The organism is Alteromonas sp. ABH4_457 (assembly GCF_056160625.1).
On sequence record NZ_JBSWXN010000004.1, the window covers coordinates 232,517 to 257,841 of the forward strand.

Genomic DNA, 25,325 nt, shown 5'->3' on the forward strand with positions numbered 1-25,325 from the left:
ACTAAAAGTCGCCATTGTCAACTTTATTAATTTTTCCTCTCAATTTTGCTGATAATCTCTCTGCCGTACACAGCCTCCGGCATGCGCCCCCGATATTCTTCTGTGGGGAGTTTTACGGGGCCAAGTTTAATGTCATAGGTTTTGCCATTTTCGGACTGTTGATAGCTGGTACTAACCAACTCCATAACACCTTCCTGCGTTTCTCGGTAAGATGCGCCGTTAAAATACCTGTCTTCCTTCATGTCTTCTGTGAAATTGAAGACATAGAATTTCACGTCTTCGGAAGCAAAGGAGCCTTGCTGGATAACCATAACAGGTTTGAAGTTTTCAGGCTTTTGACGCCCCAGAAGAGCATCTACGGAGTCTGGTAATCCCTCTGGTGTGTGTTGTAGCGCAAACTTTTCATTGATAATGGCATCGGCAGACCATCCGGCGTATTTGGAGCGCAGAGCCTGTGTTCTCGCAACATAGGCTTCACTGACAATCAGGCCAAAATCAAGACCAGCACTGAAATAGATATCGCGGGAAAGTATACTGGTCTTGCCGATATCGATATATGCGGCTTTCAGTCTGTCGTATTGTTTTTGCACATAATCACTGTGGTAGAGTTCGCTTACTTCGCGGAAGAAATCGTCACGCAACGTGTCTGAGTTAATGATATGAAGCAGTTCCAGCAGAAGATGCTGGGTCTTTATCTCCAGACAAAGAGTATTAGCCTCACCGTCTGCGGCTACCGCTTTAATTGGTAGTACAGAATAGGGTTGCTCAACGCGCTCTTCGCTTTCTTCATCAATAAAAGTGAAGTAATCCTCGCAGAGATTGCTAAACAGCTTCTTGGCAGCTTCTGAATCCTTCTCTCGAATGATATCTGCCACTTCTTTCGTGAGGCGTGCGGCATCATCAATGGCGTCAAAAAAGTCACTTTTGCTGTGTGCGTGTGGAAACATCTTCATCGCGTCACTGTGATTATTAAAATCATAGTCAGATGCTTCGAAAAGTATTGTCTCTTTGTTATTAAACGCCTTGATGGTTGTCAACGCCGAGCGAGTCTTGGCGATGCCTTTTTTCGAGAGGCGATAGGTGGTAGCACATACCCGATGTTCACTAAGAATGCGATCATCACACTCACTGGGTAGCAGACTGCTGTAGGCTATCATCTGTCCGTTAGGCTTGATGCTTACCCGTATAGGTGTGCGTCCGTCTTTGCGCTCTCTGGTAATGATTTGCTCTGCTTTTGCGTCACCCGCGCCAGCCAATGCAAAAATCTGGTCGCACAGTGCATGGAATTTTTTGCTGTCATTGCACAGCGTGTTGATGTCAGTCTGCGGATTTGCCCGCTTCCATACAGCAATGGCCTTATCTGTGTTCAGTTGTGCTTCTGCTTTGTCCATTTCGATATTGGCTGCCGCTATCGCTTCTGACAGTTTAGTGCGGACGGGAGCGTCTTTCTTACGCTCTTCTTGAGCATGTTTGATAGCAACTTTAAGCAGTCTGATGCCACTGATATTTGTTGTTCTTGTCTTCCTGTCATGCAGGTAATAGTGCGCTTCGTCAGGATTTAATCTGTCGATACAAATGGCATCTGATCCAGCGCCTCTTCCGCTTTGATATTCCGTCAAATCAAGTGTTGCATTAAACGTGCGCTCTTCGTACTTGTTATTAAAGCCAGTTAATTCCACGGAGGTGATGAGCTTATCCCCCTGTTTTTTTACGACTGTCAGAGGCGCAGCCTCGGTGGGTGTGTATTGCATGTAGGGATCATCGTTCCACAATTCACTCCTGCGAAAAGCAGAAGGACAGGTTTCGGGTGAGATGATATGCCTAGCTACGATTAGCACACGGGAACCTGAATCGATTTCACGGTTAAGCTCGGTCAGCCAGCTTTGCATGTCTTGAGGTCGGTGAGACGGCAGTGCGCCATCACCATCCACATCATGAATGAAACGGAAATGAGATTCCTGAAACGCGAGGCTAACAAAGTTCATGGATGGTTCGCCGTCGTAAAACTTACCGAACAGTTGCTTGTTGTGGTCTAAGCCGCAGAGCAAAATAAGCAGACGCTTGTAGCCAAGGGCAATGGCATCATGCCTCTTAACAGACGCGGTGTAGTCAAGATCGCGATAGGTAATAGCTTGCCCGTCAAATCCACGGAACACAGACTCGGTTTCGTTGCGGGTTGGAAACAAAGTCCTTGAGAATTGATGAAATAGCTCTGGAGAGAGAACAGCGTAAACATTTTCACCATCTCTGACGACAAGAAATTGCACTTTATTTTCCCTTGCTTTTCTTGCTTGTGTCATCACGTCGTAACCAGAGTAATCGAAGTGCCGTCGTGAAGCGGCTATGCTAACTACACAACGTTCGGTGGGGAAGATTTGATCACGGAGGTTGGTGTTTTCTCCCAGTGTCTCAAAAAAGCGTTCTCTTTTTTCATAATCGAAAGACTCATCAACATCCGCCCAGACTGCCATCTCTTCATCCATAAAGAGCACCCGTTGTGTGATAGTCAGTGGCAAAGATTCGTCGGCAGAATTTCCTGCGCTTAACTGCACGATCTCAACGTCCTTCAGGACATAAAGATTCAGGCTGCCAATCCCTTTCATCAGCTCGTCAACATGCTTGGCCATTCGGCGGCTAACGGCCATGGCCAAGGCGGCCTTCTCTTCCATAAAGGGGGTGATGGATTCTGCAATCTTGCCCAGTCGCTTAGTGCGGAGTTGAATCCACTCGCTGCGTCGCTCAGCAATGGTTTTTTGTTCATTGAGTGAAGAGCGAATTTGTTCAATCCCTGTGGCTGTCAGGCCGGTTTTCATTAAGGAAGTGACTTGTTGAGTTTTTACTGCCTGAACGACGTCAGCACCAAATGTCTCCAGCTTAACTGGCAGCTGAGCGTCTCCAGAGGCATCTCTGGGGAGTTCCTTATCAATTAGGGTATCCATGAGGGTGGTATTGGTAAATGCCTTCTGCATCTCATCCTGCTCTTCTTGCAAGCGTTCTTGAATTACCTTGACGGCCTTTTCGCGCTCCTGCCCGGCCTGTTCTTGGGTTGTATGCATAAACGCATTCAGGAAGTTATCCACAAGATACTTGTGTGACTGGTTAAAGGGGCCGATTTTTGATGGGTGAGGTCGCACATGAATTGTGTGGGGGGCATCGTCGATATAATCAATATCAGTGACCAGAACTGCCTGTCCGGCATCAGCGACTTCAGGAAGTGACTCTTTAGCTTCCCAGTATTCGCCAATCGACATCGCAATGAAACGCTCAGTGCGCGTTGTATGATTGTCTGTAGTTATCTTAGTCATGGTATTCCTAATTACTTCGATGCTTGAGTCAGGGCGAATGCGCGTTCTTTATCGGTAGTGTCATCTGCTGAAATGAAGTCAAAGACCTCATAATTATTCAGACAGAGATGCAGTGTCAGCATTTGCTCATTTTCAACAGCATACCCTTTATCCTTCCGGACATTTTTTAACAGTGATGCCAGATTTTCGTGTTTCAACAGCGCCGTCCTACGCTGTTTTTCACTTAAGAAGCTAAAGAATGTGGCAAATCCCTTAACGTCCTGATGCGCAGTTTTAGGCTTATATCCAGCCTCAGCCAACTCTTTCCAGAATGTGGTGTAGGCAGGATCTTCATAGGCCAAAGACAGCATATTGCGAACAAGGCTAACCTTTGGTCTGTTGAGATCGATACCTCGTTGAGACAGGATGAAAATCCCCTCTTTACCCACAGTTTTAAGCAGGTTGGTCTCTGGCTTAAGGTGTGCGAGAAATTGTTTTGTCCATGCGACCTTCTCCTGTTTGCCGGAGACAACCGGTAGCAATGGCAGCAGGGTGCTCAAAAAAGGATTATTGCTGCTTATTGCTGTCGCAGCTAGTTCTGGGTTTGAAATTACAGAGTGCTCAAGCAGGCAGCGCCATACCTCAATGGCAATGTCTTCAGACGCGCAGCATGATTCGCTTGTGAGAGCACCCGCTGAAGCAGAGGAAGTAAAATCAGGTGCAGCTGAGGCATTAATCCAAGCCTTCCATTTTTCAATACCGTGCCCGCCAAGGATTTGACTTGACTGCATTGATGTAGTGAGCGAATACATAAAACCTCTGAAACTGACGACCTATGTGCTTAATATAACACAAATGTTCCCATTTGTCAATAATCAGAAGAGGGACATGATGTCAGGTTTTAGCTCGTCTCTACAGTACTCAAGCAGATCATAAGGGGTAAGTTCCGTTTCCTGAATTGCCGCTTGCGCGTCGGATTTCAAGAGCAGAACCTCGCCGATTTCTTTTGCAGAGAGTTTCTTCAGAAGTGGTTTGATGGCATTTTTCTCCAATACTGAGTTGCTGCACATCAGAATCATCATGCGAACAGGATTTGCGACTTCTTCTGGCTTAAAGGGGGCTTTGCTGTACGGCTCAAGCAGTCTTGAGATGTCTTCTTCTTTTAGCAGTTTTTCTCTGAATCCGGCTTGGTTATCACTCTTGTCTTTAAGCAGTACTCTAATGGCGCGGCCAAAGTAGGCCGTGAGTCTTTCAAAAAGCGCCCAGTGGCTGTCAGGGTATCGACTCATTACAAGATTGATAATAAAACCTGCATACTCTGGTATCAGCGATAAGAAATAATTGTTTTCAAAAATCTGAATCTCGGCAATGGTATCGGCAATGTCTTTGTTACCCAGTCTGCTGTCTATATCGCGAGGCGCTATTTGTTTAGCGGTATTCCGGAACAGTTCCAATCGGATTGGGTGAATAGTACCGTCTTTGTTAAATTGCAAGGTGGGGCGAAACGCGAGGCGTGTCCTTGCGCCGTCAAAGTTATTAATCACGGCCTGCTTTACGCCCTGTGCTGTCTGCGGTGAAATGTAATAATGGTTGATTAGAAATGCGGCGATCTCTTCGTGTCTCTTAATTGGCAGCAACTCAAATTTGAAGACATCATCTCCCCATGTGCGGTACGCTTCTTCCAATACTGCGTTGGACTGGTAGTAGGTGTTTGATATGCAATGAAACACAGTCATAAAATGTGGTTTCAGAGTATCTTCAAGCTCTGCTCTGGCGGCATCAAATGCCTCTATGATTTCCTTTGCATTATCGGAGAATGAGGGCGGTATCATTTTAATGTCGGTTTGGTTTTCTGCGTGATATACCTCAGCAACTGAAAGGGACACAGTTCTTTCGTCGGGATAGGCAAATCTGATAGAGTCCAGGCCTGAGAAATCACTAAATTTCAGAAAAATAGTGTTAGCAATTTCTTTTCTTTCCTCTGTCGTCAGCCATCTGACTTCGCTCTGGAAAGAAAGGCAGTTAAACCAGATCTTAAAATCCACACCTTTTTGGACAAGCTCTTTTTGCTCAAGCTCTGCTACAACTTTTACAAGTGCCTGTTTAAGGTGCAAGAGGCTGTCGAAAACAGCTATACGCTTATATTTGTCTTTACCATTGGTGGATTGGGTTTTTCTCCAGATATCGAAAGACCGCGAAGGCATATCCGGATTTGATGCTTCAACAAAATACTGATGCGATTTGTTTCGCTTAACCGAGTTGATTAAGGATTTAATTCTAATTGCAGCATCTTGTTGTGACATATCAGACTCCTTAGTGTGAGCGCTAATAATAACACATATCGCCTTAGATGTAAATAAAAAGAGCCGCCACTGGCAGCTCTTGATTAAATTTATTTTGTAGCAGAATCAGTCATAAACCTTGACTGCTTTCTGTCCACGCTTACGCGCTAACGACTCTGATTTCGTTTCCCAGAAAAGGTTACTTGCTTTGTTGTTAGAGTAATCGTCATCTTTTTGGCTGGCTACAGTCAGAGTTTCGGGGTCTGGATTAGGTACAAACAGTTTGGCCACCAGCGTATTTACATAGAAGTGACTTTTCTTCTTGTCCTGACCTTCTGCGAATTTGATGCTGGTGCGAATACGTCCGGCTGGATCTGGAGCATACATAATCAGCTTACGGTAAGAGTATTCTACGTCACGCTCTTTTCCGTGAATAACCTGTGCGACGCGACCCATATTGCTGACGATGTAGTTTTCGTCCTCTTTTACCTTGTAACCGTCAATTTCTTTAAGCGGAAGCCATTTTTCCTTGGGGAGGTCTTTCAGGTCTTCAGGAACCTGAACCGGATCGTAATGATTCAGAACTTTGGTTTTAAAGGCGTCAAAATCAATATCATTGCGATGATTCCCCATGATATTCTGGATGTGCGCTCGGGAAACGCCGCAAAGAGATGCGATGTCAGAATAGCTACGCAGGTCATACTTCAACATGAAATACAAAACGACTTCAGGTGGTTCGGAGGCAAAAATTTCTTGAGGCTTCAGCGGCTCAGTGATGCGCTTGTAATTATCTCGTTGTGTATCGTCTTTGATCCGCGCAATGGTGCGGGTTTCTTCAAAGCGTTGTTCAAGATCTTCGATTTTCGCTGCGTACTTTTTGGGTGGAGTCAGTTTTTTCTGTTGTGCCATGGTTAAATACTCTCTTTTGGACAGAGAAGCATTCCTATTTAAAATGTTTCATTCTCTGTCTTGCTAAACTCAGCCTATCCCGAGGGGTGTGGCTATAATTTATACAGTTTCCTGCATTAAGACGTTCCATAAATTGTATCTCAACCCAATTTATACCGAATGATTACTGTTAGCTGTCAATATCCCTTTTGAGTCCTCCATTCAGTTGACATTTATAATAACATTAATATTATCTGATCGCAACTGACTATTTTTAAATTGTGTTATTATGGCAGGGCGCAAAGCCCTGCCATGCGGGACTATCGAAAGCGACGCAGGAACGCTCCAGCGGCCATAAGCAGGCCAAGTCCGAATCCAAAACTACCGCCGCCTGAGCTTCCTGAGTTGCCGGAGCCGCCTGAACCGGTGTTGCTGGTGGCTTCAGAAATCGTGACGGTTGCAGAGGTAACATTACCCAGAACATTCATATCGCTGCTCAGCGTAAGGTTGAATGTTTCACTGCCTTCGGATGAATCGGAGTCTGCGCTCGCATAGATGGATACAGTCTTTGAATCCTGACCGTCTGCGAATACCAGTTCTCTGTTGATCTCAGTGAAATCATCCTCATCAGCGGTTCCCGCTGAACTATTCAGGTATACGGTGATCTCGCCATCGGTGCCCTCGGTTCGGTTGATAGTGACAGTTCCGGATTTTCCTTCAGTGAGAGAATAGGATGAAGCATCTAATGACACTACGCCTGAATTCCCCTGTTCATCAGACACAATGGTGATGGTTTCTGAGCCTTGTCCATCAGCAATACTGATGGACAGTGGATAAATAAGCTCAATGGTAAAGGTTTCATCAACCTCAAATTCATCATCATCCGTCGTTGGAAAGGTTACGGTGTCCATTGTATTTTCACCGTCAAAATAGACAACCGCCATTTTGGATACAAAGTCCGTTGTGTCAGCTGTACCTTTTTTCGCAATTACCTGAACAGCATCGCCAACAGATGCGCCTTCCCAGTAGATCTCTGCTGTCAGTCCAACTCCTTCGTTGACAGAGTTTGTTGAAACTGAGAGTGAAACATAACCCTCAGCATCGTCCGGAGTGCGGTTGTTGGCATAAATGCCAGTCTGATTCCGCATATCTTCGGCAGCAACTTCCTGATAAGCTCTGGTTGAATCCGCTTCATCATCCACTCCGCACTCCGCCCCCGCAGGACTTAGAAGCTCCGGATTGGAAAGAAACATTTCGTCGCGTTCGATAGACTTGGTGTCGCTCATCAAACTAGCGAAACCGCCACAGTCATATCCAGCAGCATAATCTCGCGCCAACCAGCGGGATTGGTTGTTTGCTTTGTACTCAACAATTTCGGCTACGTTGTGCGCCAGTCCGTCATTATGAGCGAGTTCATGGGCAAGTGTTCGCTGAACATCATCTTTAGGAGATACCCAGCTGTACTTCCCGCCCAGTTCGGCTCTACCTGTGTTGGTAGTGAGGTCGGAATAGTAGCGATTCAGTCCAACAACATAAGAAGCACGGTAGAAGCTCCCAATACCGTATTCAGCATTGGTGTAGGCATCTCTGATCAGCGTAATTCGATTATCTATGTCTGAATAATCGTCATAACCTACACCTGAAGGGTAGGGGATCACACCTGACACTTTGCGGCGAAGAGGAATATCCTGCCGGACAAAGATGTCGTTGTTCACTTCAACTGACTTGTTGATCCAGTCGGTCATTTTTTCGACGTCATTATCGAAATAGTCCAGCATGTCGTCTGAATAGAAGAATAGAACTTCATGAGTCATTACATCTGACTCATTATAAGTTGGAGATTCAGTTGGGTATGAAAATCCATTTCCTGTTTCAAGTGCGGCAGATGCCTGAGTCGAGCAAAATAATGCAGTGCAGATAGCTGCGAGTTTATTCATCTTCATCTTGCGAGTTCCTTAGTGTTTTTTATATATTAACACAGGGATGCCTATTCGTCAAGTTTTATATCAGCTAAAGTAATTAGATAAGGTAATAAATCTAATACAATAGTATATCTATTTATACTCTTCAACTATTGAAAGAAGCTGTTCTGGACTTGGCGACCCTGTTTCGTGACGCACAACTTCTCCATCCTTAACAAATAATATGGCAGGTGTCCCTCGAACACGAAAGGCATCACAAAATGCCAAGTCTTCATCTGCATTCACCAGAATGGTGTTTTGGATATCAGGATGATCAAAGTCTATAACTGTGTTTATCGCGTCAGGAGTCATGCTGCACCAAGGCATAGCGGCAAGAATTATACTTAGTCCCGTGAGGTTGGGTATTGCTGATTTTAAACTGTCGTCCGATAAGGCCGCATTACTCATAAATTAAAAATACATCGTATATTCGAATGAGGTTATCGTACCTCCGGTTGTTATGATGTTCAAGTATTTGCAGTCAATGTTAAACAGTGTGTCCGGACGGCATCATATTTTGTATTGACCATAATTGTGTACGGCATCACACCGAGTGTAACAAGGGCATCTGCTTGACTGATTGTGGAGCAAAGTGCAATAGTTTCATTCTCGCTCAATTCAACAAGTGCGACGGCAAGAGTTGCTTTGATTATAGCGCCCCGTTGATTTGGTCGGCTTTGAACAAACTCAGCAATGCTCATGCTCTCGCAGCCTTTCTGTCTTTGAAGCTCTCGAATGACGTAGGCTTTAAAAAAAGTTGCGGCACTGGGGGTCTGTTTCAGGATTCTAGTAAAATCAGAATGCACTTCATTGAGAGGTAGTTCGCCCACGTCAATAAGCTCTGTGCTTAGCAGCTTAAAAACAGTATCGGGTAAATCTTTAAGCTCTCTTTTGAGGATCTTTACTGCGAAGTTTCTTGCGATCACTTTCTTGAGGAAAGTCGGGTAGTGATTGATGACAATTGATAGCGTTTCGTCCAGAAGAGAGGCTTTCTTCACCTTTTTGTTGAAAAAAAGGGTTGCGGCACTTCGTAGTGCAGCGGAGTCTTTTAATCTCTCGTCAGACAGTAATTTTATATGTGTTGACTTATCCGCAGAGGTATAGATTTTGCCTAAAATGCGTAAGGCGATTTCTGTGAGTAAATCTTCTTGTTCGTTTGAGCTTCCCTTGGTGGTGAGCATATTAAAGTTGTCATAAATAAGAGATATCCATTCCGTAGTGTGTTTTGTGGAAGATGGTTTAATGCTGACAATAAAAGCAATAGCATCAGTAGTATGGCAGTTCAGCTTTTTGTTATCTTTTTGTTCGCCAAAAACGCCATGGGTAAGTAGAGTGCAAATCACACTGGCAATATAAGAATGGATTGGATTAATGGCAATGTCGCCGTATTGAATACCGTTTTGAACTAGTGCCTTGAAAACATGTACGGGAGGTATTTCACTGCCTGATAGTGCTTTAGATCTTTGCACGCACTCGCCAAGCGTCAGTGATTCTGTTTCATTGATATGCTTTAGGTAGTGAGAAAATACCTTTTTGCCACTTAAGCAGGCTTTTTTGAAAAAGTTTCCTTGCTTATTAAAATCAAAGATGTCGACATTTTCCGAGATAGCTTGCTTCAGAATATCGACATCATCCTCTTTAATCATTCGATAAAGATCAGGGAGTGTAATAGGAGCGGTGGCCTTTGCTTTGAAACGGTTTGCTGTAATGGCCATATTTTCGCTCCTTTATTGTGAGGATTTATAATATCACAATATATTGGCCATGTAAACAGTTATGTTTCGATATCCTCGGATAATTCTTTAATTGACTCGCCACCCTTATGATGACTCTTAGCGTGACGTACTTCTCGGATAATTTTCTCGAATGTTTCCTGTATTGCCGCATACATATTTGTGCTCTCGGAGTGGCGCGATATGGATTGCTTTCCGCTGGAGAAGAAAGTAGTGGCACTGGCCTTAAACAGGTGACCTTGTTTCTTAAGATGAAGGTCAATTTTCCGGATATCAAACTTCTCTAATCGCTTTGCATATCCGGCGATTTTAGATTCAATTGAATTGGTGATATCAAAATCAGCTTGTGTTTGTAATTGCATTTATAATACTCCTTATGTTGCAAGCTTAGTCTACCATGATGATCGTGGTTTGCAATTTTTCTCTGCAATAATTAAGTGGTCTTATTAAATTCAAAAAAGCGTACTGAATTGGTTCTCCATGGCGCTATACTTTTCGGATTGGTTCCATTTCTCGTCTTTGATAATTCCAGTGGCAATTGCCTCGTCAGTAAATTGTTTTTGCAGTTCTTCACAAACATAACCGGTAGTCGCCAAGCCAAGCTTTAAAATGGTGGTGTAAGTTACTTTGTGAGGGTCTGTGGGCGGCTCAGTCCATCCACCAGCTGGTTCATAAACAATTTTTGAGAATCCCCAAGACTTTAGTATTCTCTTTGTAAGCGTCATCCCTATTGAAAAGTCTGCTGCCTTGATTAAGTCATCATCTTTGAATGCTTCAGAGTTCCGTCCTAAGCGATCTGCTTCAGTTAATACAGGCAAGAATCCGATATTGTGAACAAGGGAAATCAGGAACAGGACATCAGGGTTAAGGTTTTTTGCCCGTCCGTTATGGTGAAGTGTTGCAAGAGTGGTAGCTGTCGCTTTGGTAACATCTGTGGCTTGCTGCCAAACGCCTGCCATCTGGGTGGCTACAGAGATATTGCTGGCAAAAAATATTTGTTCTATTGCAAACCCGAGGATTAGTGTTTTCAGCCTCTTAAGCCCAATCCTGATCACAGCTTTCTGAATCGTATCAACTTCATTAACCCCCCTTACAAAGGGGGAGTTAGCAAATTTAATAATTCTTGCAGTGATTGCAGGATCTTTTTTAATGATTTCGGCGATTTCTTCAATCTCAACGCTTTCATCGGAAATCCGCTTGCGTATTTCTAGTGCAACATCGGGTAGAGTCGGAAGTACTAGATCATCCTGTTCTAGTCGAGCATTGATGATCTTTAAAAGATTGCTCTGATTCAAAGTCTGGCGTCCTGTTGTTTTTGCTACTAAATTAATACACGCTAAATTTGCCGTAGAGATCAAATTAGCTGGTTCTTTATACATGCTTGGCCTTGAGGTGCTGAATTATGGTGGCCACGACTCCTATTATATGAATTCCGAGGAGAATAACCACTGCAATAAGTGTAGCAAATACTACCTCTATATTCATGCCTGCAAATTGCCAATAGGTTTTAGAACACATACCTTTCGGCTCGAATGCCCAAGGAAAAAGCGTATCAACAGGGATAATAGAAGCGATTGCTGGGGTTAGGGAGCAAGCAGTCATAAAGCCAGAGGGATGGTAAAGATCCATGTAATTGTCCCACACCGTCCATAGGGTATATGCCAGTAGCATGGTGACTATTGGCAATAGCACTTTTCCTTTGGAGAGAATACGCGGCCCCACAGAACCTATCAGGGAGAATAGGGCCACCCCGAACAAGGCAACTCGCGTGTCTACGCATTTGACACAAGGCTCAAGGCCTTCCATATGCTGAAGAAAAAATGCAAAAAGCAAAAATACGCTGGAGGCGAGGAAAGTAAACAAAAAGTTCAGGCGAAGAATTCGACTGGATGAATAGCGCATTAATGATACCTCATTTAAATTGTAATAATAGGATTTAATTAGAAAAATAGCCTACGAGAAGTGTCGTAAGCTATTGTTTTTATTGACATTTTGTGTCCCGAAGCTAGAATGGAATATCATCGTCAAAATCGAAATCTGGCTCGGTCATTGCGGCCTTATTGCCCCCAGTGTTTTGCTGGAAATTACCGCCTTGGTTACCGCCACCGTTATTTCCCCCTTGTGGGTTGCCGTGCTGATAACCACCGCCTTGATTACCGCCGCCGTTATTGCCACCCTGCTGGTTGTCTTGCTGATAACCGCCGCCTTGATTACCGCCGCCGTTATTGCCACCCTGCTGGTTGTCTTGCTGATAACCGCCGCCTTGATTACCGCCGCCTTGATTACCGCCGCCGTTATTACCACCCTGCTGATAACCGCCTTGATTGCCGCCGCCGTTATTACCACCCTGCTGGTTACCGCGTTGATAGCCACCGCCTTGGTTGCCACCCTGCTGGTTGCCGCCCTGCTGGTTGCCGCGCTGATATCCGCCGCCTTGGTTGCCACCCTGTGAGTTGCTGCGCTGATAACCACCGCCGTTATTCTCCTGCTGATAGCCGCCGTTGTTATCCTGTTGATAACCGTTACCGTTGCCGTTGCCATTACCCAGCATTTGCATCTGATCAACTATGATCTCTGTAGTATAGCGATCCTGACCCTGCTGATCTTGCCACTTACGGGTTTGCAGCTTGCCTTCAACGTAGATTTGAGAACCCTTTTTGAGGTATTCACCTGCAATTTCCGCAAGTCTGCGGAACATGCTTAAGCGATGCCATTCAGTACGTTCCTGCATCTCACCGTTCGTATCTTTCCATGTTTCTGAGGTCGCGAGGCTCAAGTTTGCGACAGCATTGCCGTTTGGCATATAACGCACCTCAGGATCGTTTCCAAGATTTCCTACAAGTATGACCTTGTTCACGCCACGATTTGCCATAAATTACCCTTAAGTAGTTGTTCGTTTCAGTGTGTATATAATAACACGATATATTTCAAATGTCAAACGTAAATTCAACGTTACCCGATTATTTTATTATAGGTCGTTTAAATAAACAAGTATTCGGCATCGGATATACTTGAGTTAAGTAAAAAACCCGCGTAATGTGGCTACATTAAACAAGAAAAAGAGGAGTACTCATTGCTTTACATCTCTGGTTTGTTAAAAGAAGCGGTGGGCGGCAATACTCAGGAAGTGTTATTCGGAGGATTGCTTGGTAGTCATTCGGATGAAGATGCAGAGGTTGTAAAAAAGCTGCTATTGCGCCTGATTATGTCATCCTTGACGGCCCCAGTAGAGAGAGAGTTAGTGGGAATTGAGGCCTATGGTATCTGTTCTGCTGAGAATGCAACTCAGATCATCAGGCTGTCCGAAAAACTGGGTAACATAAAAACTGGATGGATGCAGGCAGGCATCAAAGTATTAGAGCTTATTCCTAGTTCAAAGTGGCTATTCATGATGAGCTTGCTCATGCAGGAAGACTTTCTTGAAGCATTGATGAAAGAAGAGAGTCTGCGAGACGATGGCGGTGCCAGTCCTTCTGAGCTGCTTAAGATCTTATGCGAATAGTCTGTTACGCTGCAATGTTGCGGAGCTTTTTAAGATATTCGACTGTCAGTTCGCCATTTTCAATCTTTTCGTCTACGGCATCAGCAAAATCATCCAGTTTGTCCACCAGCTCGGCATGGGCGCTCCCCATGTATTCAAGGATCATAGCTGTACTGCTTGTTCTGTCGTTATTTAAATGCAGTACTTTTGCATAAATATAAGATGCTGCAAGATTTCCTTCTTTGAAGCTTATGCCAGCCATGCTTCTCAATATAGCAAAATGAAGCAGGCCGTCGTCGGAGAAGGGTGGCTGTTTCTTTGTTGAATCAGGTTTGTCTTCGTATAATTGTGGCGGGTACATACTCAGGCTTTCTTCGAGTGCAGCAAGGGCTTTGTCAGGCTCATAAGTGGAGTAGTACTGAGCTATTCCGTATTTAAGCCAGTAGTTATTGATTTTTCCTTCGCTTTCCGCCTTCAGGAGTCTTTTTAGCGCATCCTTGTCCTGATGCCGAGACCAGTGGTAGTAGGCTAGTTCTGGGATGCTGCTAAAGGATGACATTTCCTCAAGTTTTCGAAGCTCCTTGAGACCATTTCTATAGTTCTTCTGTTTGGTTGATTTTCGCTTTTCTATTGATGCTGCGTATCGCTTTCTGTAAGCCAACTCTTTATCGGTAAGATGGTTACCGTCCTCGTTGGGCGTCGCAAATTTTTTGTCAGGGTTAATATACTCTACATGTCTGGCCAGCTCCGAGCATTTCACAAAACTTTCAGCAGCAATTAAACCTCTGTAGAGGTGATTCATATCGCGAATGGTTGTATAGATATTGTGCGCAATGATCAGTTCTTTTCTTTCTGGCTTGCAGCGACTGTCAGATTCAATCGCTTGGCAGAATGCGATATCACTATTGCAGGCGTCTTCTAGGCTGATTTCTTCTTTTGCTTTCTCACATCCTGATAAAAGTATAGACAGAAGGAGTAAAGAGGAAGTTTTCATTGATACAGCGAAGATCTTTGGCATAACATTACTCTCCTTTTGATGCTGACTTAACAAGCAGTGTCATCGCGGACTTCGGGTTTTTGACAAAGGCGAAATTTAAATCTGAAAAATCCATGAAGCTTTCAAGGAGATCGAATTCGGCCTCATTGATGCCAATTTCAAGCACAGAATATATGCCTGCTTTATGAAGTATCGACTGATTGAATATTGGTGAGCTTCCAATATGCTTTATTGCTTTTCTCAGTAGGGCTTTTACTGGTGTGTTTAGTTCGGCAGAGGCACCGGTCAAATCCCAATCCATGGAGGCCCATAGTTTCGCGATGTCTGATTCGGTCATGACTGCACCGATAGATTCTTCGGGGGCACCAGCTCTGTTTTGGCTATTGGTTTTCAGGATATGCAACTTATCAGAGATTAGTTTTAGGGAGGTAATGCCCTTTTGCTGACGCAAAGTGTTGCACAGGGTGCTCACCGCAGTATCTACTTTATATTTATCAGTACGGCCATAGGTATATGGCGCATCAATGCGTGTGTCTGCTTTGAATAATAAGCAGTGGCAGATGCAAAACTGCATGAGTGTGGTGATATCTGGCGATTCGGCCACGAGGGAAGGGGGTATACTGAGTTCATTGACTTCAATATGATGAAGGTGAGGCTTTAACCATTCGCCAAGGTAAAAGAATACCTCCATCAGCTCCATTTCGCTTAATTCATTTAAAAGTTTTTGCACGACGTCTTTCGACGTAAATATGATAGATACTATTTTTTTGAACTTAAGTGGCCTTACTTCCCTGTTGCACTGACAGTATTCCAACAGGCACTTGAACACCTCTGACTTATACTTAATATCCTGAAATAAATCCCCCGCAACCAGAGCGCAAAAGCTTTCAAGGTCAGATTCAAACGGAGAAAGTAAGGCTCCAAGTGTTAGCGCCCTAAAATCCACGATATCGAAATCACCTTCCCGAACCACATTAAGGTAATAGGGATACGCATGCGTTATTCGAAAAGCAACACTTAGACTTTTATTTAGCAACTCACTCGCTATGCGCGGAGTATCACTGTGAACATGAATATTTAAGTATGATCCAAACAGGCGTAACGCGGTATTGTAGGCAATAAGATTTGTCGCAGTTTTGTCGCAAAAGTCCGCGCTCCGCATGTAGGCAAAATTCAGCACCGCATTAGCATCGCTGGCAGAAAAAGGTGAGACGGCCTTTAGAAGTAATTTTGCGCTATCGATTTGCTCATCTCTGCAAAGCCCGACAAGCTGCTTAAATAGCTCCTTGGCGTCCTTCTGTTGCATGTTTGAGGCTATAATAAGCTGGGCATCATGGTTTTTATTAAGCTTAGCAATCTGAAGCGCCGACACCAGAACGCTATTGGTGCTACAGCTGGCTATTTCTGATAGCGATTCATTACTACCTTCTGCCATAGCGAGTATAATCTTGGTAAGTGCGGACTGGCCTTTCTTCATGCTACTTTCAATGTTATCGTAATATGATTTAATATTAACACAAAATACCATCTCGGTCAACTTTAGGTGGGGTTGAAATTTTTTTAATTTATTAGTTGACATATTAATTCTTGGCGCTATAATGACATCAAGCATAGGGAAATTAGTCCCGTATCAATAGATTTAAAGTGAGTAATCCAATGAACGCAGCAATGATTATCAGAGAGACGAACAAAGCATATAAATATGCTTTGAGTTGCCCTGTGCTGCGAAAACGAAAGCCGATTTAAGGTTTCGGATTCATAACAAGGGCGACTCAATTGAGTCGCCTTTTTTGTATCTGAGGATTGCTACAGGCTTTGATTTAAACGGGTTGTTAGCTCAGTTGGGAGAGCAGTTGACTTTTAATCAATTGGTCGCTGGTTCGAGTCCAGCACGACCCACCAATTTTTAGAGGGAGAGTAAGATGGTACATGAGACCAAAAGAAATCGACGCATCCGGCGTCTTCGCACAAGGCGATAAAAAGATTTGGGGTTATAGCTCAGTCGGGAGAGCGCTTGATTTGCATTCAAGAGGTCGGCAGTTCGAACCTGCCTAACTCCACCAAATTTCAGTAAAATTAAAGTAACGCATTTTGTAAAAATGTACAGTCATTGTGTGGGTGTAGTTTAATTGGAGAAAACAGAGGGCTTCTAACCCTAAGACGTGATGGGTTCGAGTCCCTCCACCCACGCCACCTTTGTATTAATTCGCCGTTTTAGCTCAGTTGGCAGAGCGCCTGACTTGTAATCAGGAGGTCGGGAGTTCGAGGCTCTCAGGCGGCACCATTTTCATGACGGATGGCCGAGTGGTCGAAGGCAGCGGACTGTTAATCCGCCGAGCGAAAGCCCATCGCTGGTTCGAATCCAGTTCCGTCAGCCATATTTTGTAAGAGTATATCTCCTGTCGAGTGTTAAAGGTCTCATAGCTCAGTTGGTAGAGCGCACCCCTGATAAGGGTTTTTGCTTATAGCGTGATCTTTGACTAAACCTGATCATAGAGGTGACAGGTCATGCAAATTATTGAATCAGGTTTAGTGAGTATCGGTGAGGCAGCGCAGTTTTGCGGGGTGTCAGTGCCAACGATGCGGCGCTGGGACAGAGAGGGAAGGTTGCATCCGGCAAAACGTACTTTGGGCGGTCACAGGCGCTACAGGCTGACCGAGCCAGCAAAGCTTAAGATTGGCTATGCGCGGGTGAGTTCTCACGATCAGAAATCGGATTTGGTCACGCAGAGTGCGTATCTGGCAAAGCATTGTGATGTCGTGTTGGCTGATTTAGGTTCAGGATTAAACTGCAAAAAACCGCGCCTGCGAAAGCTGGTGGCGATGCTGCTGAACCGTGAAATTGGTGAGTTACACCTGACGCACAAAGACAGGTTATTGAGATTCGGTCACGAACCGGTGTTTCAATTATGCCGCTGGTCAGGCTGTAAAGTGATGATCCATAACGAGTCAGAGCCTTTGAGTTTTGAACAGGAATTAGTAAAAGACGTGATCACACTGATGACGGTTTTTAGCACCAGACTGTATGGTAAGCGGAGTAACAGGAGCAAAAAGCGGCTTGCTGCTTGAGCTGTATAAAAATACAGTGTATAAAGGCGGAATGAAGCAAATTTCGACGTTTACGACTCTCTACAAACCTGCGGACAGCGCGGTCTCTGACGCACTGGCGGCGTTTGCTGCCTTGTCAGGTAAGGTCGAGCGTAAGCTTTACGCCAGCCTGTGTGCTGGAAAGCTCACCGCAAATGAGCGTAAGCGTGAATTTCTCAAAAAATTCAACATCACGGGACGCCAGTATAATGCTATCCTGATCACACTTCAGGGCAAGCTGGACAGTCAGAAAGAGCTGAATAAGCTTTACCAGTCGAACACTTCTGAGCGTATTAATGCTGTATCCGGCACCATTAAAACCCTGCGGGATAAAGCGACCATGCTTCACAAAACGGGCGGCAGGCGTGAAGTAATAGATCGCTTACTTTCTAAATCACATCAAAAGTCCCGATATCTTGCGGCACAGCAGCGTAAGCTGACAAGGCTGGAAGGCGAATCCGGTCAGCTTCCCCGCATGTGCTTCGGCAGTAAAAGTCGTTTTAATGCCCAGCACCACCTCGCTGAAAATAACTTTTCCGACCATCAGGCGTGGCTGGACGAGTGGCGGCAGAGCCGGAGCAACCAGTTTTGTGTCATCGGTTCGAAAGATGAGCGGATGGGCAATCAGGGCGCACAGCTTAAACCAAAACCTGACGGCACGTTTTCACTCACCCTGCGGCTGCCTGACGCTATTGGCGGTGGCAGAGTGGTGCTGCAAGATCTGACGTTTAATTACGGCCATGAGGCTATTCTGGCGGCTTGCGCGGAGAATATCAGGCGCATTGCGGCGGGTTCGTCAGATAAGTTCAGGGAGCTTCAGGATGCCTATCTGAAAAACCACGGTGAAAAAGGCACAAAAAACGCTGTTTTAAGCGGCTACGGTCAGGCACTGACTGTGCGCTTGAGTCGGCATAAATACGGCTGGCAGGTTGCGGTCACGGTGGCAGAGCAGCCGCCCGAGTCCGTGACGGGGTTCGAGCGCGGGGCGCTGGGTGTGGACGTAAATCAAGACCATCTGGCGGTGACGGTTGTCGATACCAGCGGGAATAAAGTTTTCACCGCCAGCATCCCCTGTGATGTTTCGCAGAGAGGTCTCACCAGCCACCAGCGCAGCGCGATAGCGGGTGATTCAGCGAAACAGGTTGTTGAGATCGCCAAGCGGTTTGGTGTTGGTATAGCGCACGAGAAACTCGACTTCACACGCAAAAAACAGGCGCTGAAAGAGGCGTTACCTAAAGGGCATCGGGTGATGCTCTCAGCGCTGGCGTACAGTCAAATCCTCACACTTCTGACCCGCCGAGCATGGCGTGAGGGAATATTAACGAAAGCGGTCAATCCTGCTTTCACCAGCCTAATCGGTGCGTTGAAATATCAGCGAGGAACGCTGACCAGCCATCAGGCAGCAGCGCAGGTCATCGCCCGCAGAGGGCTGGGTTTAGTTTTAGAGTGTATTCGCATTCGCGTGCCGCAGGCAGCGGCACAGCGCGTAATGAATGCTCGTCAGGCAACTGTAAGTATGCCTGACGACCCGTTCAGGCGATGGCAGAAAGTGAAGAAGCTCATCGGGTTTTCAGCGGTGTTACGACCCCCTTCGGAGTCGGGTTTCGTCAGCCTGAAGGTGCGTGACAATCTGTTGAAATCCTCTGATGTAGCTGTTCGCATCAGCTCTCACTGAGAGTAAAAATTACTGATCAGGTTTGTTCGGTAATTTATGAACGGTGAGGTCGGTGATTCAAGTTCACCAGAGACCACCAAATTTGTAGTTTTGCTCATGTCGTCTAGTTGGTCAGTACACCAGCCTTTCAAGCTGGTAACGCGGATTCAACTCCGCCGTGAGCGCCATTTTTATGCGGGATAACTCGGTTGGTAGAGTGTCGGGTTCATATCCCGAAAGTCGTCGGTTCAAGTCCGGCTCCCGCAACCAGTTAAAAGTGTTTTTGGAGGTGTATCCGAGTGGTTAAAGGTCGCAGACTGTAAATCTGCTCGCTCAGCGTTCGTTGGTTCAAATCCAACCGCCTCCACCACATAAAAACGGCTGCATAATTGCAGCCGTTTCTGTTCAAGACCAGAGGCCTAGCTTATCTTCAAGGGCTATGCCTTTATCGATATTTTTCTGGATCTCTTTTTGTTCCTGTTCGGAGGGGATTTCAAAGGTGTGCAGGCTCTTGTTCGGGTCGCGATCTTCAAAATCACCTATCAGATACTCAGGGTGATAATGCTCAATCAGGACAGTGCCTTCCTTCAGAAATACAGGGGCTTCCCCTTTCTCTATTTCAACCCAGATGCCGCCCAGTTCTTTTGTTGCGCCTGAAGCCGCCAGAAGGTCACCCTTAATAGTGATAAGGGCTGTCGTGGGCCGATCTCCCTCTTTGCGGTTTCCTGCTCGGTCATGCAGGTAGTCAGCATGCTTCTGATGGCTTCGATCTGCAAGATAAGAAAGGAAATCTTGCGCGACAGGAGTTCGCTTGGAATTATTGAATCCGCCATACGAGACACTTTCAGGCTCAAAGAAGGGGTCGTTCCCGAAGTCTCTTTCGATGCGCTTATAGATAGAGTAAATGACAATATCATTGCCGAATATATGACTGGACTGCCATGGCTTGTGGTTAAAATCTTCCTTGTCCTCCATAAAGTAGCCGACATTAGTGCCTTTGTTGATGCGTCGGGTTGCGATATCATTTAATGATTCAGCGGTACTAGAAAAATCGATAACGATAGCTATATCATGCACATCATCACGCATGATAAGTGTGTTTTCCCGATAGAAATCACCTTTTTGGATGCCTGCGTTCTTGTAGTTGCTTGGCACTTCAGGTTGAAGGGTATTAAACAGCGGGTCTTGGGTGCTGATAGAGAAGGCATTACCGAACTGTGTTGCATATGGTGCGGCTGGAGATTCTTCTTGTGCAGAAACAAATAATTCGCTTAACAAGCCCTCGTCAATATTTAGGTATTTTTCAGCAAATTTCATTGTCATGCTGTTGAAGCTGAATTGATGTTGGCGCTTACATTCTCTTTGCAGCTCAAGAAAACTTGCCTCATCCGCAGCATCCATCATGGTGATGCCGTCACCTTCGCTATTATTCCATTGAGCGGGCGCTTTTCTGTCTGCCCCCCATTTTTCAAAAAAGTCTTGGGCTGTGTCAAACGTTTCGGTTCTGTTTCCGTCGACAGAGCGGAAGTTTATAGTAACTGGTTTTCTGAATTTATCGGGTGCAGCAGTCATCGTAGATATCCTTAATAAAAATACATCGTAATTCAGGTTTTATTATACCATGTTTTAACGCTTAACTAGCGGCTTCTTCTGTTTTTAGTGTCAATGTCGCCGCCGCACTGCTTACAAAGCTGATTTAAGTTAGCACAGGGCAGGCAGAGAGTGTCGGTGGCTGTTGATGAATAATTTTGAGGCTCCTTGCAAATGCCGCACTCACGGGTAGTGAAGCAAGCACCCCCCAATCGGGGAGATCTCAAGTAAAAGCAGGCTTTGCACAATCCTTTCTTTAGTCTTAATTTTTTTTCTGAGTCTGCTTTGAGTTTTTCAGCTGTTTCCAATGCTTTGGCGACAACACTTTTCGCAGATTCTGTTGCACGGTAAATGGATACCTTATCAACTTTAGTGGCGGGTTGTTTCATTGTAATGGTTCTCCGGCTTGAGGGCTTTATGCAAGCTGCCTGCTCCTTTATCTGATAAGGTGGCCGATAATGTCGTCAGCCTGAAGGACGCCAAGCATCTTGTTTTGGTCGTCTACAACGACAGTGATATGGTCTGCGTTCTTATCCAGCTTATCCACCAGCGCAATTGCCAGCTCATTCTTGTTTGTAATGAGAGCTGAATGCATAATATCTACGATTCTGGTCTCTCCTGACAGACCTGCCATATGGGCTTTAATCATATCCCGATACAGGACAATTCCTACTGGAGAATGTGAGTCATTTTCCTCCAGCGTTACCACGTAACGCTTGTGTCTTCCGTTTTCAATGATCCCCTGATAGTCACTTACGAAATCTTTTACCGACACTGTTTCTACAGGCGTACCGTGCGGCAGAATATCGGCTACCGTTTTGTCGGTTAGTGACAGGATGTTACTAATAAGGGAAGACTGTCTGTCAGAAATGATGTTATTGCTCTCTGCGAGATTGATAACGGAGTTAATCTCTGATTGCGTTAATACCTCTTTAACTTCGCCTTTCACAAAGGGCGAGACGAACAGATAAAGGAGTGCCACGGCAGGGCGGGTGATGTAGTAGATGCTAATTATCGCAATACCAAAGATGCGAAGCACCTTGGGAGCATTGCTGGAAGCATATAACTTAGGGATCAGGGTGCTGAAAAGCAGAAGTAATACTGTCACAGCAACAGTGTAAGCAGTGTACTCAATGTTGTTGCCAAAGAGCTTATAAGCCATGGTTCCACCGTAGGAAGCGCCTGCAACATCCACGACGATATTGGTCACCATTACTGAACTGGCAATTTCCTTTGCGCGAGTGTTAAACAACCGAAGGTGTTTATACTTCTCGGCAAGGATTTTAAGCTTTAATGGATTACAGGACAGGACACTTATCTCAAACAAACTCATAAAGCCTGAGAACGTAACCAGACCTGCGACAAAACAACCTAATTCAAACATCTGTAAAATACTCCTTATGTGAGGGGTCATAATAACACGAAAAAGCAAAATGCTAATGGGATACTTTGTTGAATTTTGCAAAACATGTGTGGCTTCAAATTACATCGTGTTATAATAGGTTGTATATTTATTCAGGGGTTATTTTATGAGTTATCGGTCTCCAATAAAAAATTATTCTCAGCACCGTGCAACAATCTCAAGACTGGGTGAGGAATTACAAGCAAACGGTGGCGAGGTCAGAAGAGCGGAATCCTTTTTGCCAATGCACTGTGACAACTATGAGACCGGCAAGACCGAGATCAGGCACGTTAAGCATGAGGCAATTTTTCTTCAGGGGTTAACAGTCGCTGAATCAAGACTTTTCGTATTCGACCGCTTGGATGAAAAGGGCTATCACGAAGTTGATATGACATTTGAGGATATGACCCTGAATGTCGGCGATGTGCTAAATGTAACAGCTTTTGATTATCAGCTAAAAGCGCGTTTAAAGGCAAAGGGTATTGAGAAGCCTGACGTCAAAGAGTCACGCCCGATGGAGCCTTTTGCGCTTGGGGTGTCTAAACTGGATACAACTGCATTGGATGCTGAGGCAGCAAGAATCAGTATTCGGTTGCAGGGGATGAATGATAAATACGAGACAGAAATGCCAATCGAGGTCAGGCTGCCTTCTGAGGCAGAAGATCCGGAAGTGCTGGCTAAAGTATACGCAGAGCTGGAAAAGCTGGACAAAAACCTTGAGCGCCAATATGCCTTGGCCAGTGAGTATGATACCCATCCTGTTTATGCAAGTGATGCATTTGACTTCACGAGCGAAGAATATCGCAACTTTAAGCGGGACGTTATCGAAAACCTGACCTTTGTTCATGGAAAAGGATTTAAGGTGTCCGTTGATAACGGATACGGAGGACGTGGATTTGTGATGACATTAACCACACCGGCTGGCGATGAAGCATTGAAGGCGGAGTACCGTGGCGAGTGGCTGAAGGGAAGGCCGATCCGCACCCATGTGGGCAGTACCAGAGCTAAGGTGTGGTGCATCAATCCACCATCCGAGAATAAGATGTTTTACTCGGGCGTACTCGCCAAGAGTGGGCCTGAATTACTGAAAAGCATGATGGATAAAGTCAGTTTTGCATATGTTGATAAAGCTGATCGGGATGCTATGACACCACAACAGCTCGCAACTTACCTGTCAGGTTTCAAAAGCGATGGCTTGGGAGTGTCAAAACCCGTAGTGATAATGGATGAAGAAAGTAAGTATGCAGCCCCAAGAAACACAGCAATTATGGGTAGTGTAGTCTCTGAAGAGCTAAGCGCAATGCATGAAAGCTATCTTGCGCACGACCAGAAGTCCAGTCCGGCGATGGGCTATATTAAGACGTTGTTTACGCCTGAGAAACAAGATGCTTTTGCTAAAAAGTTCCCGCATAGCAATACCATGCTGGCGCGTGCAAAGGTAATTGAGGGGTTATGCGTAACGGAGCGCGATCCGGCAGACTATCTGGTGTCTGTGTACAATGGTTGGAGTGAAGTTACGCCTAACGACAATGTAAAGACCTTGGTGGTTGATGGAACTGTCTTCGAGTCTACGCTAGGCAGGGGTCGTTTTAAAAATGGAAAATTAGGCTTTGATATAGCCGCTGACATACTTTTGCAGGATTACGTTAAGGATGTGGAGCCTGATCATAAAAGCGACGTGAGCGCAGAATACGAGCGAAGAATGGCTAAGCTGGAGAAGCATCCAAAGCCATTGTTCTCAAATTTCTCAGGCTCAGATCATCAGGCGCTTATTAAATATGCTGATCTTAAAATATCTGAAATGACGAAGAAGTTCGAAAACTATCAGAAATGGGGGTCAACGCAAAGGACGCCTGAGCAGGCAAAGGAAATGGAAGATAAGGCTCGGCGACTGGAATATGTGACTAAAGATCTTCAGGAGCACGTTAACGTCTACCGTGCAGCCACAGAAAGGGTTCTTGAATACAAGCAGCCAGAACGCGAGCAGGAGATGGTGATCTAGTTTAATCAGGCATTAAAAAGGGCATTTAAAAATGCCCTTTTTTCTGTTCTGTTTAAAGCTATGCAGCTTGTTTCGTCTGCCGCTGGCCTTTTTCAAGGCCCAATTGTCGCGTAAGTGAAAATAACTTGTCAGCATCAATATCATAGAAAGACTGTTCGCCCATATCGAAAAATGCACGTCCGGCCTCAGGGATTAGAATTTCTTTTTCACCATAATGAGTGATTACTGTAGCGGTGACACCATGAAGTTTGTACTCAATCTTTGAGCTTCGCGGAGTCTCCTTTATGATGTGCTTTTCGCCTTGATTCTGAATGTGCTTAACGAGTCGTTGCAGACTCATAACAAGCTTAGGCGCGGCGTCTTTTGAGAACAGTTTTTTAGCGAAAATAATAGATTGGCTCATTGTTTTAACTCTCTTATAAAATTGAACGTAAAAATAAATGTGTTACCGGTTAAGAGTCTTTCCGTGACGATAAAGCTATCATAATACTTCGTTTATTCAATGTTATTTTTGATAATTTACGTTTAAGTGAATAATAAATAGACACAATGTCAAACGACAGCATAAATAGTGTGCATGCTTAGTTTGCTACTGTATTGTCGTAGTAGCGTTTCCAACTTTGTATCATAGCGACTCTGTGCATAACGCAGAGCGAGGCAGTCAGAGTCAGTGGGATCTGCACCAGCCTCAAGTAGCATAGCTGCCATGTCGTATGTATGCCTCCCCATGCAGGCATGGCTTAAAAGTACAGACAGTTCCTTGGTGCCAAGTTCCAACTTGTCAACAAGCCGCTTTAGTTCTTTGTTGTTGTCTTGTTTTATCGCCCGTAAGGCTTTTGGAAATATTCGTTCAGTTGTGCGTATTGCAGCTCGGCCACCAGCTAGGTGTGGTGATGTGTAGGCGTAACCACCATGGTTCATCATAATTTTCATATTAAAATACCGTTTATATATACCACGTATT

General features: G+C 45.0%; 22 protein-coding genes and 8 tRNA genes. 12 read left to right on the forward strand and 18 right to left on the reverse strand.

The annotated features are described in order from the left end of the window. Positions 1-26 precede the first annotated feature (26 nt). The 11 genes from ACXAGR_RS11040 to ssb form a co-directional block, all read right to left on the reverse strand. Positions 27-3,305 carry a hypothetical protein gene (locus ACXAGR_RS11040; protein WP_474850172.1) on the reverse strand — a complete coding sequence of 1,093 codons (3,279 nt, stop codon included), beginning with the start codon at positions 3,303-3,305 and terminating at the stop codon, positions 27-29. A gap of 11 nt (positions 3,306-3,316) precedes the next feature. After that, complete coding sequence (locus ACXAGR_RS11045; protein ID WP_474850174.1) at positions 3,317-4,096, reverse strand: hypothetical protein; 780 nt, start codon at positions 4,094-4,096, stop codon at positions 3,317-3,319. Positions 4,097-4,159: 63 nt separating this feature from the next. Next, positions 4,160-5,587 carry a hypothetical protein gene (locus tag ACXAGR_RS11050; protein WP_474850176.1) on the reverse strand — a complete coding sequence of 476 codons (1,428 nt, stop codon included), beginning with the start codon at positions 5,585-5,587 and terminating at the stop codon, positions 4,160-4,162. Between the two features lie 105 nt (positions 5,588-5,692). Continuing rightward, positions 5,693-6,475 (reverse strand): hypothetical protein, encoded by a 783-nt coding sequence (locus tag ACXAGR_RS11055; protein ID WP_474850178.1) that lies wholly within the window; start codon positions 6,473-6,475, stop codon positions 5,693-5,695. Positions 6,476-6,774: 299 nt separating this feature from the next. Beyond that, positions 6,775-8,397: a Calx-beta domain-containing protein gene (locus ACXAGR_RS11060; protein ID WP_474850180.1), complete on the reverse strand. Its 1,623-nt coding sequence runs from the start codon at positions 8,395-8,397 to the stop codon at positions 6,775-6,777. 111 nt (positions 8,398-8,508) lie between these two features. Beyond that, entirely contained in the window at positions 8,509-8,823 is a 315-nt protein-coding gene (locus ACXAGR_RS11065; RefSeq protein ID WP_474850182.1) for a thioredoxin domain-containing protein, read from the reverse strand. A gap of 59 nt (positions 8,824-8,882) precedes the next feature. Beyond that, positions 8,883-10,130, reverse strand: a complete 1,248-nt coding sequence (locus tag ACXAGR_RS11070; RefSeq protein ID WP_474850184.1) for a hypothetical protein — start codon at positions 10,128-10,130, stop codon at positions 8,883-8,885. Positions 10,131-10,189: 59 nt separating this feature from the next. Beyond that, entirely contained in the window at positions 10,190-10,510 is a 321-nt protein-coding gene (locus ACXAGR_RS11075; protein WP_474850186.1) for an HPF/RaiA family ribosome-associated protein, read from the reverse strand. A gap of 90 nt (positions 10,511-10,600) precedes the next feature. Then, the gene (locus ACXAGR_RS11080; RefSeq protein ID WP_474850188.1) at positions 10,601-11,527 is read right to left on the reverse strand and encodes an HDOD domain-containing protein; all 927 of its coding nucleotides are present in this window, start codon (positions 11,525-11,527) and stop codon (positions 10,601-10,603) included. Next, positions 11,520-12,050, reverse strand: coding sequence for a disulfide bond formation protein B (locus ACXAGR_RS11085; RefSeq protein WP_474850190.1), 531 nt, complete (start codon positions 12,048-12,050; stop codon positions 11,520-11,522). Before ACXAGR_RS11085 ends, ACXAGR_RS11080 begins: the two co-directional genes overlap by 8 nt. A gap of 103 nt (positions 12,051-12,153) precedes the next feature. Beyond that, on the reverse strand, positions 12,154-13,020 hold the full coding sequence (gene ssb, locus ACXAGR_RS11090; RefSeq protein WP_474850192.1) for a single-stranded DNA-binding protein: 867 nt from the start codon (positions 13,018-13,020) through the stop codon (positions 12,154-12,156). 201 nt (positions 13,021-13,221) lie between these two features. Here ssb and ACXAGR_RS11095 point away from each other — a divergent pair, with 201 nt between their 5' ends. Beyond that, on the forward strand, positions 13,222-13,650 hold the full coding sequence (locus ACXAGR_RS11095; protein WP_474850194.1) for a hypothetical protein: 429 nt from the start codon (positions 13,222-13,224) through the stop codon (positions 13,648-13,650). A 4-nt stretch (positions 13,651-13,654) separates the two neighbouring features. Here the strand turns inward: ACXAGR_RS11095 and ACXAGR_RS11100 are convergent, their stop codons facing one another. Further along, positions 13,655-14,647, reverse strand: a complete 993-nt coding sequence (locus ACXAGR_RS11100; RefSeq protein ID WP_474850196.1) for a DUF2989 domain-containing protein — start codon at positions 14,645-14,647, stop codon at positions 13,655-13,657. 4 nt (positions 14,648-14,651) lie between these two features. Next, entirely contained in the window at positions 14,652-16,205 is a 1,554-nt protein-coding gene (locus ACXAGR_RS11105) for a hypothetical protein (RefSeq protein WP_474850198.1), read from the reverse strand. Between the two features lie 247 nt (positions 16,206-16,452). Here ACXAGR_RS11105 and ACXAGR_RS11110 point away from each other — a divergent pair. The 10 genes from ACXAGR_RS11110 to ACXAGR_RS11155 all read left to right on the forward strand — a co-directional run bounded on the left by ACXAGR_RS11110 (position 16,453) and on the right by ACXAGR_RS11155 (position 19,737). Next, positions 16,453-16,528: transfer RNA gene (locus ACXAGR_RS11110), tRNA-Lys, on the forward strand. A gap of 85 nt (positions 16,529-16,613) precedes the next feature. Beyond that, a tRNA-Ala gene (locus ACXAGR_RS11115) sits at positions 16,614-16,689 on the forward strand. Positions 16,690-16,740: 51 nt separating this feature from the next. Further along, positions 16,741-16,819 (forward strand) — tRNA-Arg (locus ACXAGR_RS11120). Between the two features lie 15 nt (positions 16,820-16,834). After that, positions 16,835-16,910 (forward strand) — tRNA-Thr (locus ACXAGR_RS11125). 6 nt (positions 16,911-16,916) lie between these two features. Beyond that, a tRNA-Asn gene (locus ACXAGR_RS11130) sits at positions 16,917-17,004 on the forward strand. Positions 17,005-17,134: 130 nt separating this feature from the next. Beyond that, positions 17,135-17,695: an IS607 family transposase gene (locus ACXAGR_RS11135; RefSeq protein WP_474850200.1), complete on the forward strand. Its 561-nt coding sequence runs from the start codon at positions 17,135-17,137 to the stop codon at positions 17,693-17,695. A gap of 31 nt (positions 17,696-17,726) precedes the next feature. After that, a complete protein-coding gene (locus ACXAGR_RS11140; protein ID WP_474850202.1) occupies positions 17,727-19,388 on the forward strand; it encodes a nuclease/transposase family protein in 1,662 nt (553 codons plus the stop codon). Positions 19,389-19,480: 92 nt separating this feature from the next. Further along, positions 19,481-19,555 (forward strand) — tRNA-Glu (locus ACXAGR_RS11145). 6 nt (positions 19,556-19,561) lie between these two features. After that, a tRNA-Met gene (locus ACXAGR_RS11150) sits at positions 19,562-19,637 on the forward strand. Between the two features lie 15 nt (positions 19,638-19,652). Beyond that, a tRNA-Tyr gene (locus ACXAGR_RS11155) sits at positions 19,653-19,737 on the forward strand. 35 nt (positions 19,738-19,772) lie between these two features. Here the strand turns inward: ACXAGR_RS11155 and ACXAGR_RS11160 are convergent. The 3 genes from ACXAGR_RS11160 to ACXAGR_RS11170 form a co-directional block, all read right to left on the reverse strand. Beyond that, positions 19,773-20,939, reverse strand: coding sequence for a hypothetical protein (locus ACXAGR_RS11160; RefSeq protein ID WP_474850204.1), 1,167 nt, complete (start codon positions 20,937-20,939; stop codon positions 19,773-19,775). A gap of 65 nt (positions 20,940-21,004) precedes the next feature. Next, complete coding sequence (locus ACXAGR_RS11165) at positions 21,005-21,346, reverse strand: hypothetical protein (RefSeq protein ID WP_474850206.1); 342 nt, start codon at positions 21,344-21,346, stop codon at positions 21,005-21,007. A 47-nt stretch (positions 21,347-21,393) separates the two neighbouring features. Continuing rightward, entirely contained in the window at positions 21,394-22,341 is a 948-nt protein-coding gene (locus tag ACXAGR_RS11170; RefSeq protein ID WP_474850208.1) for a CNNM domain-containing protein, read from the reverse strand. Between the two features lie 145 nt (positions 22,342-22,486). Between ACXAGR_RS11170 and ACXAGR_RS11175 the strand changes: the two genes are divergently transcribed. Continuing rightward, positions 22,487-24,361, forward strand: a complete 1,875-nt coding sequence (locus ACXAGR_RS11175) for a hypothetical protein (protein WP_474850210.1) — start codon at positions 22,487-22,489, stop codon at positions 24,359-24,361. A gap of 58 nt (positions 24,362-24,419) precedes the next feature. On the opposite strand, the gene ACXAGR_RS11180 is transcribed toward ACXAGR_RS11175, so the two are convergent. Further along, entirely contained in the window at positions 24,420-24,764 is a 345-nt protein-coding gene (locus ACXAGR_RS11180; RefSeq protein WP_474850212.1) for a hypothetical protein, read from the reverse strand. A gap of 149 nt (positions 24,765-24,913) precedes the next feature. Beyond that, complete coding sequence (locus ACXAGR_RS11185; RefSeq protein WP_474850213.1) at positions 24,914-25,294, reverse strand: hypothetical protein; 381 nt, start codon at positions 25,292-25,294, stop codon at positions 24,914-24,916. Positions 25,295-25,325: the final 31 nt, after the last annotated feature.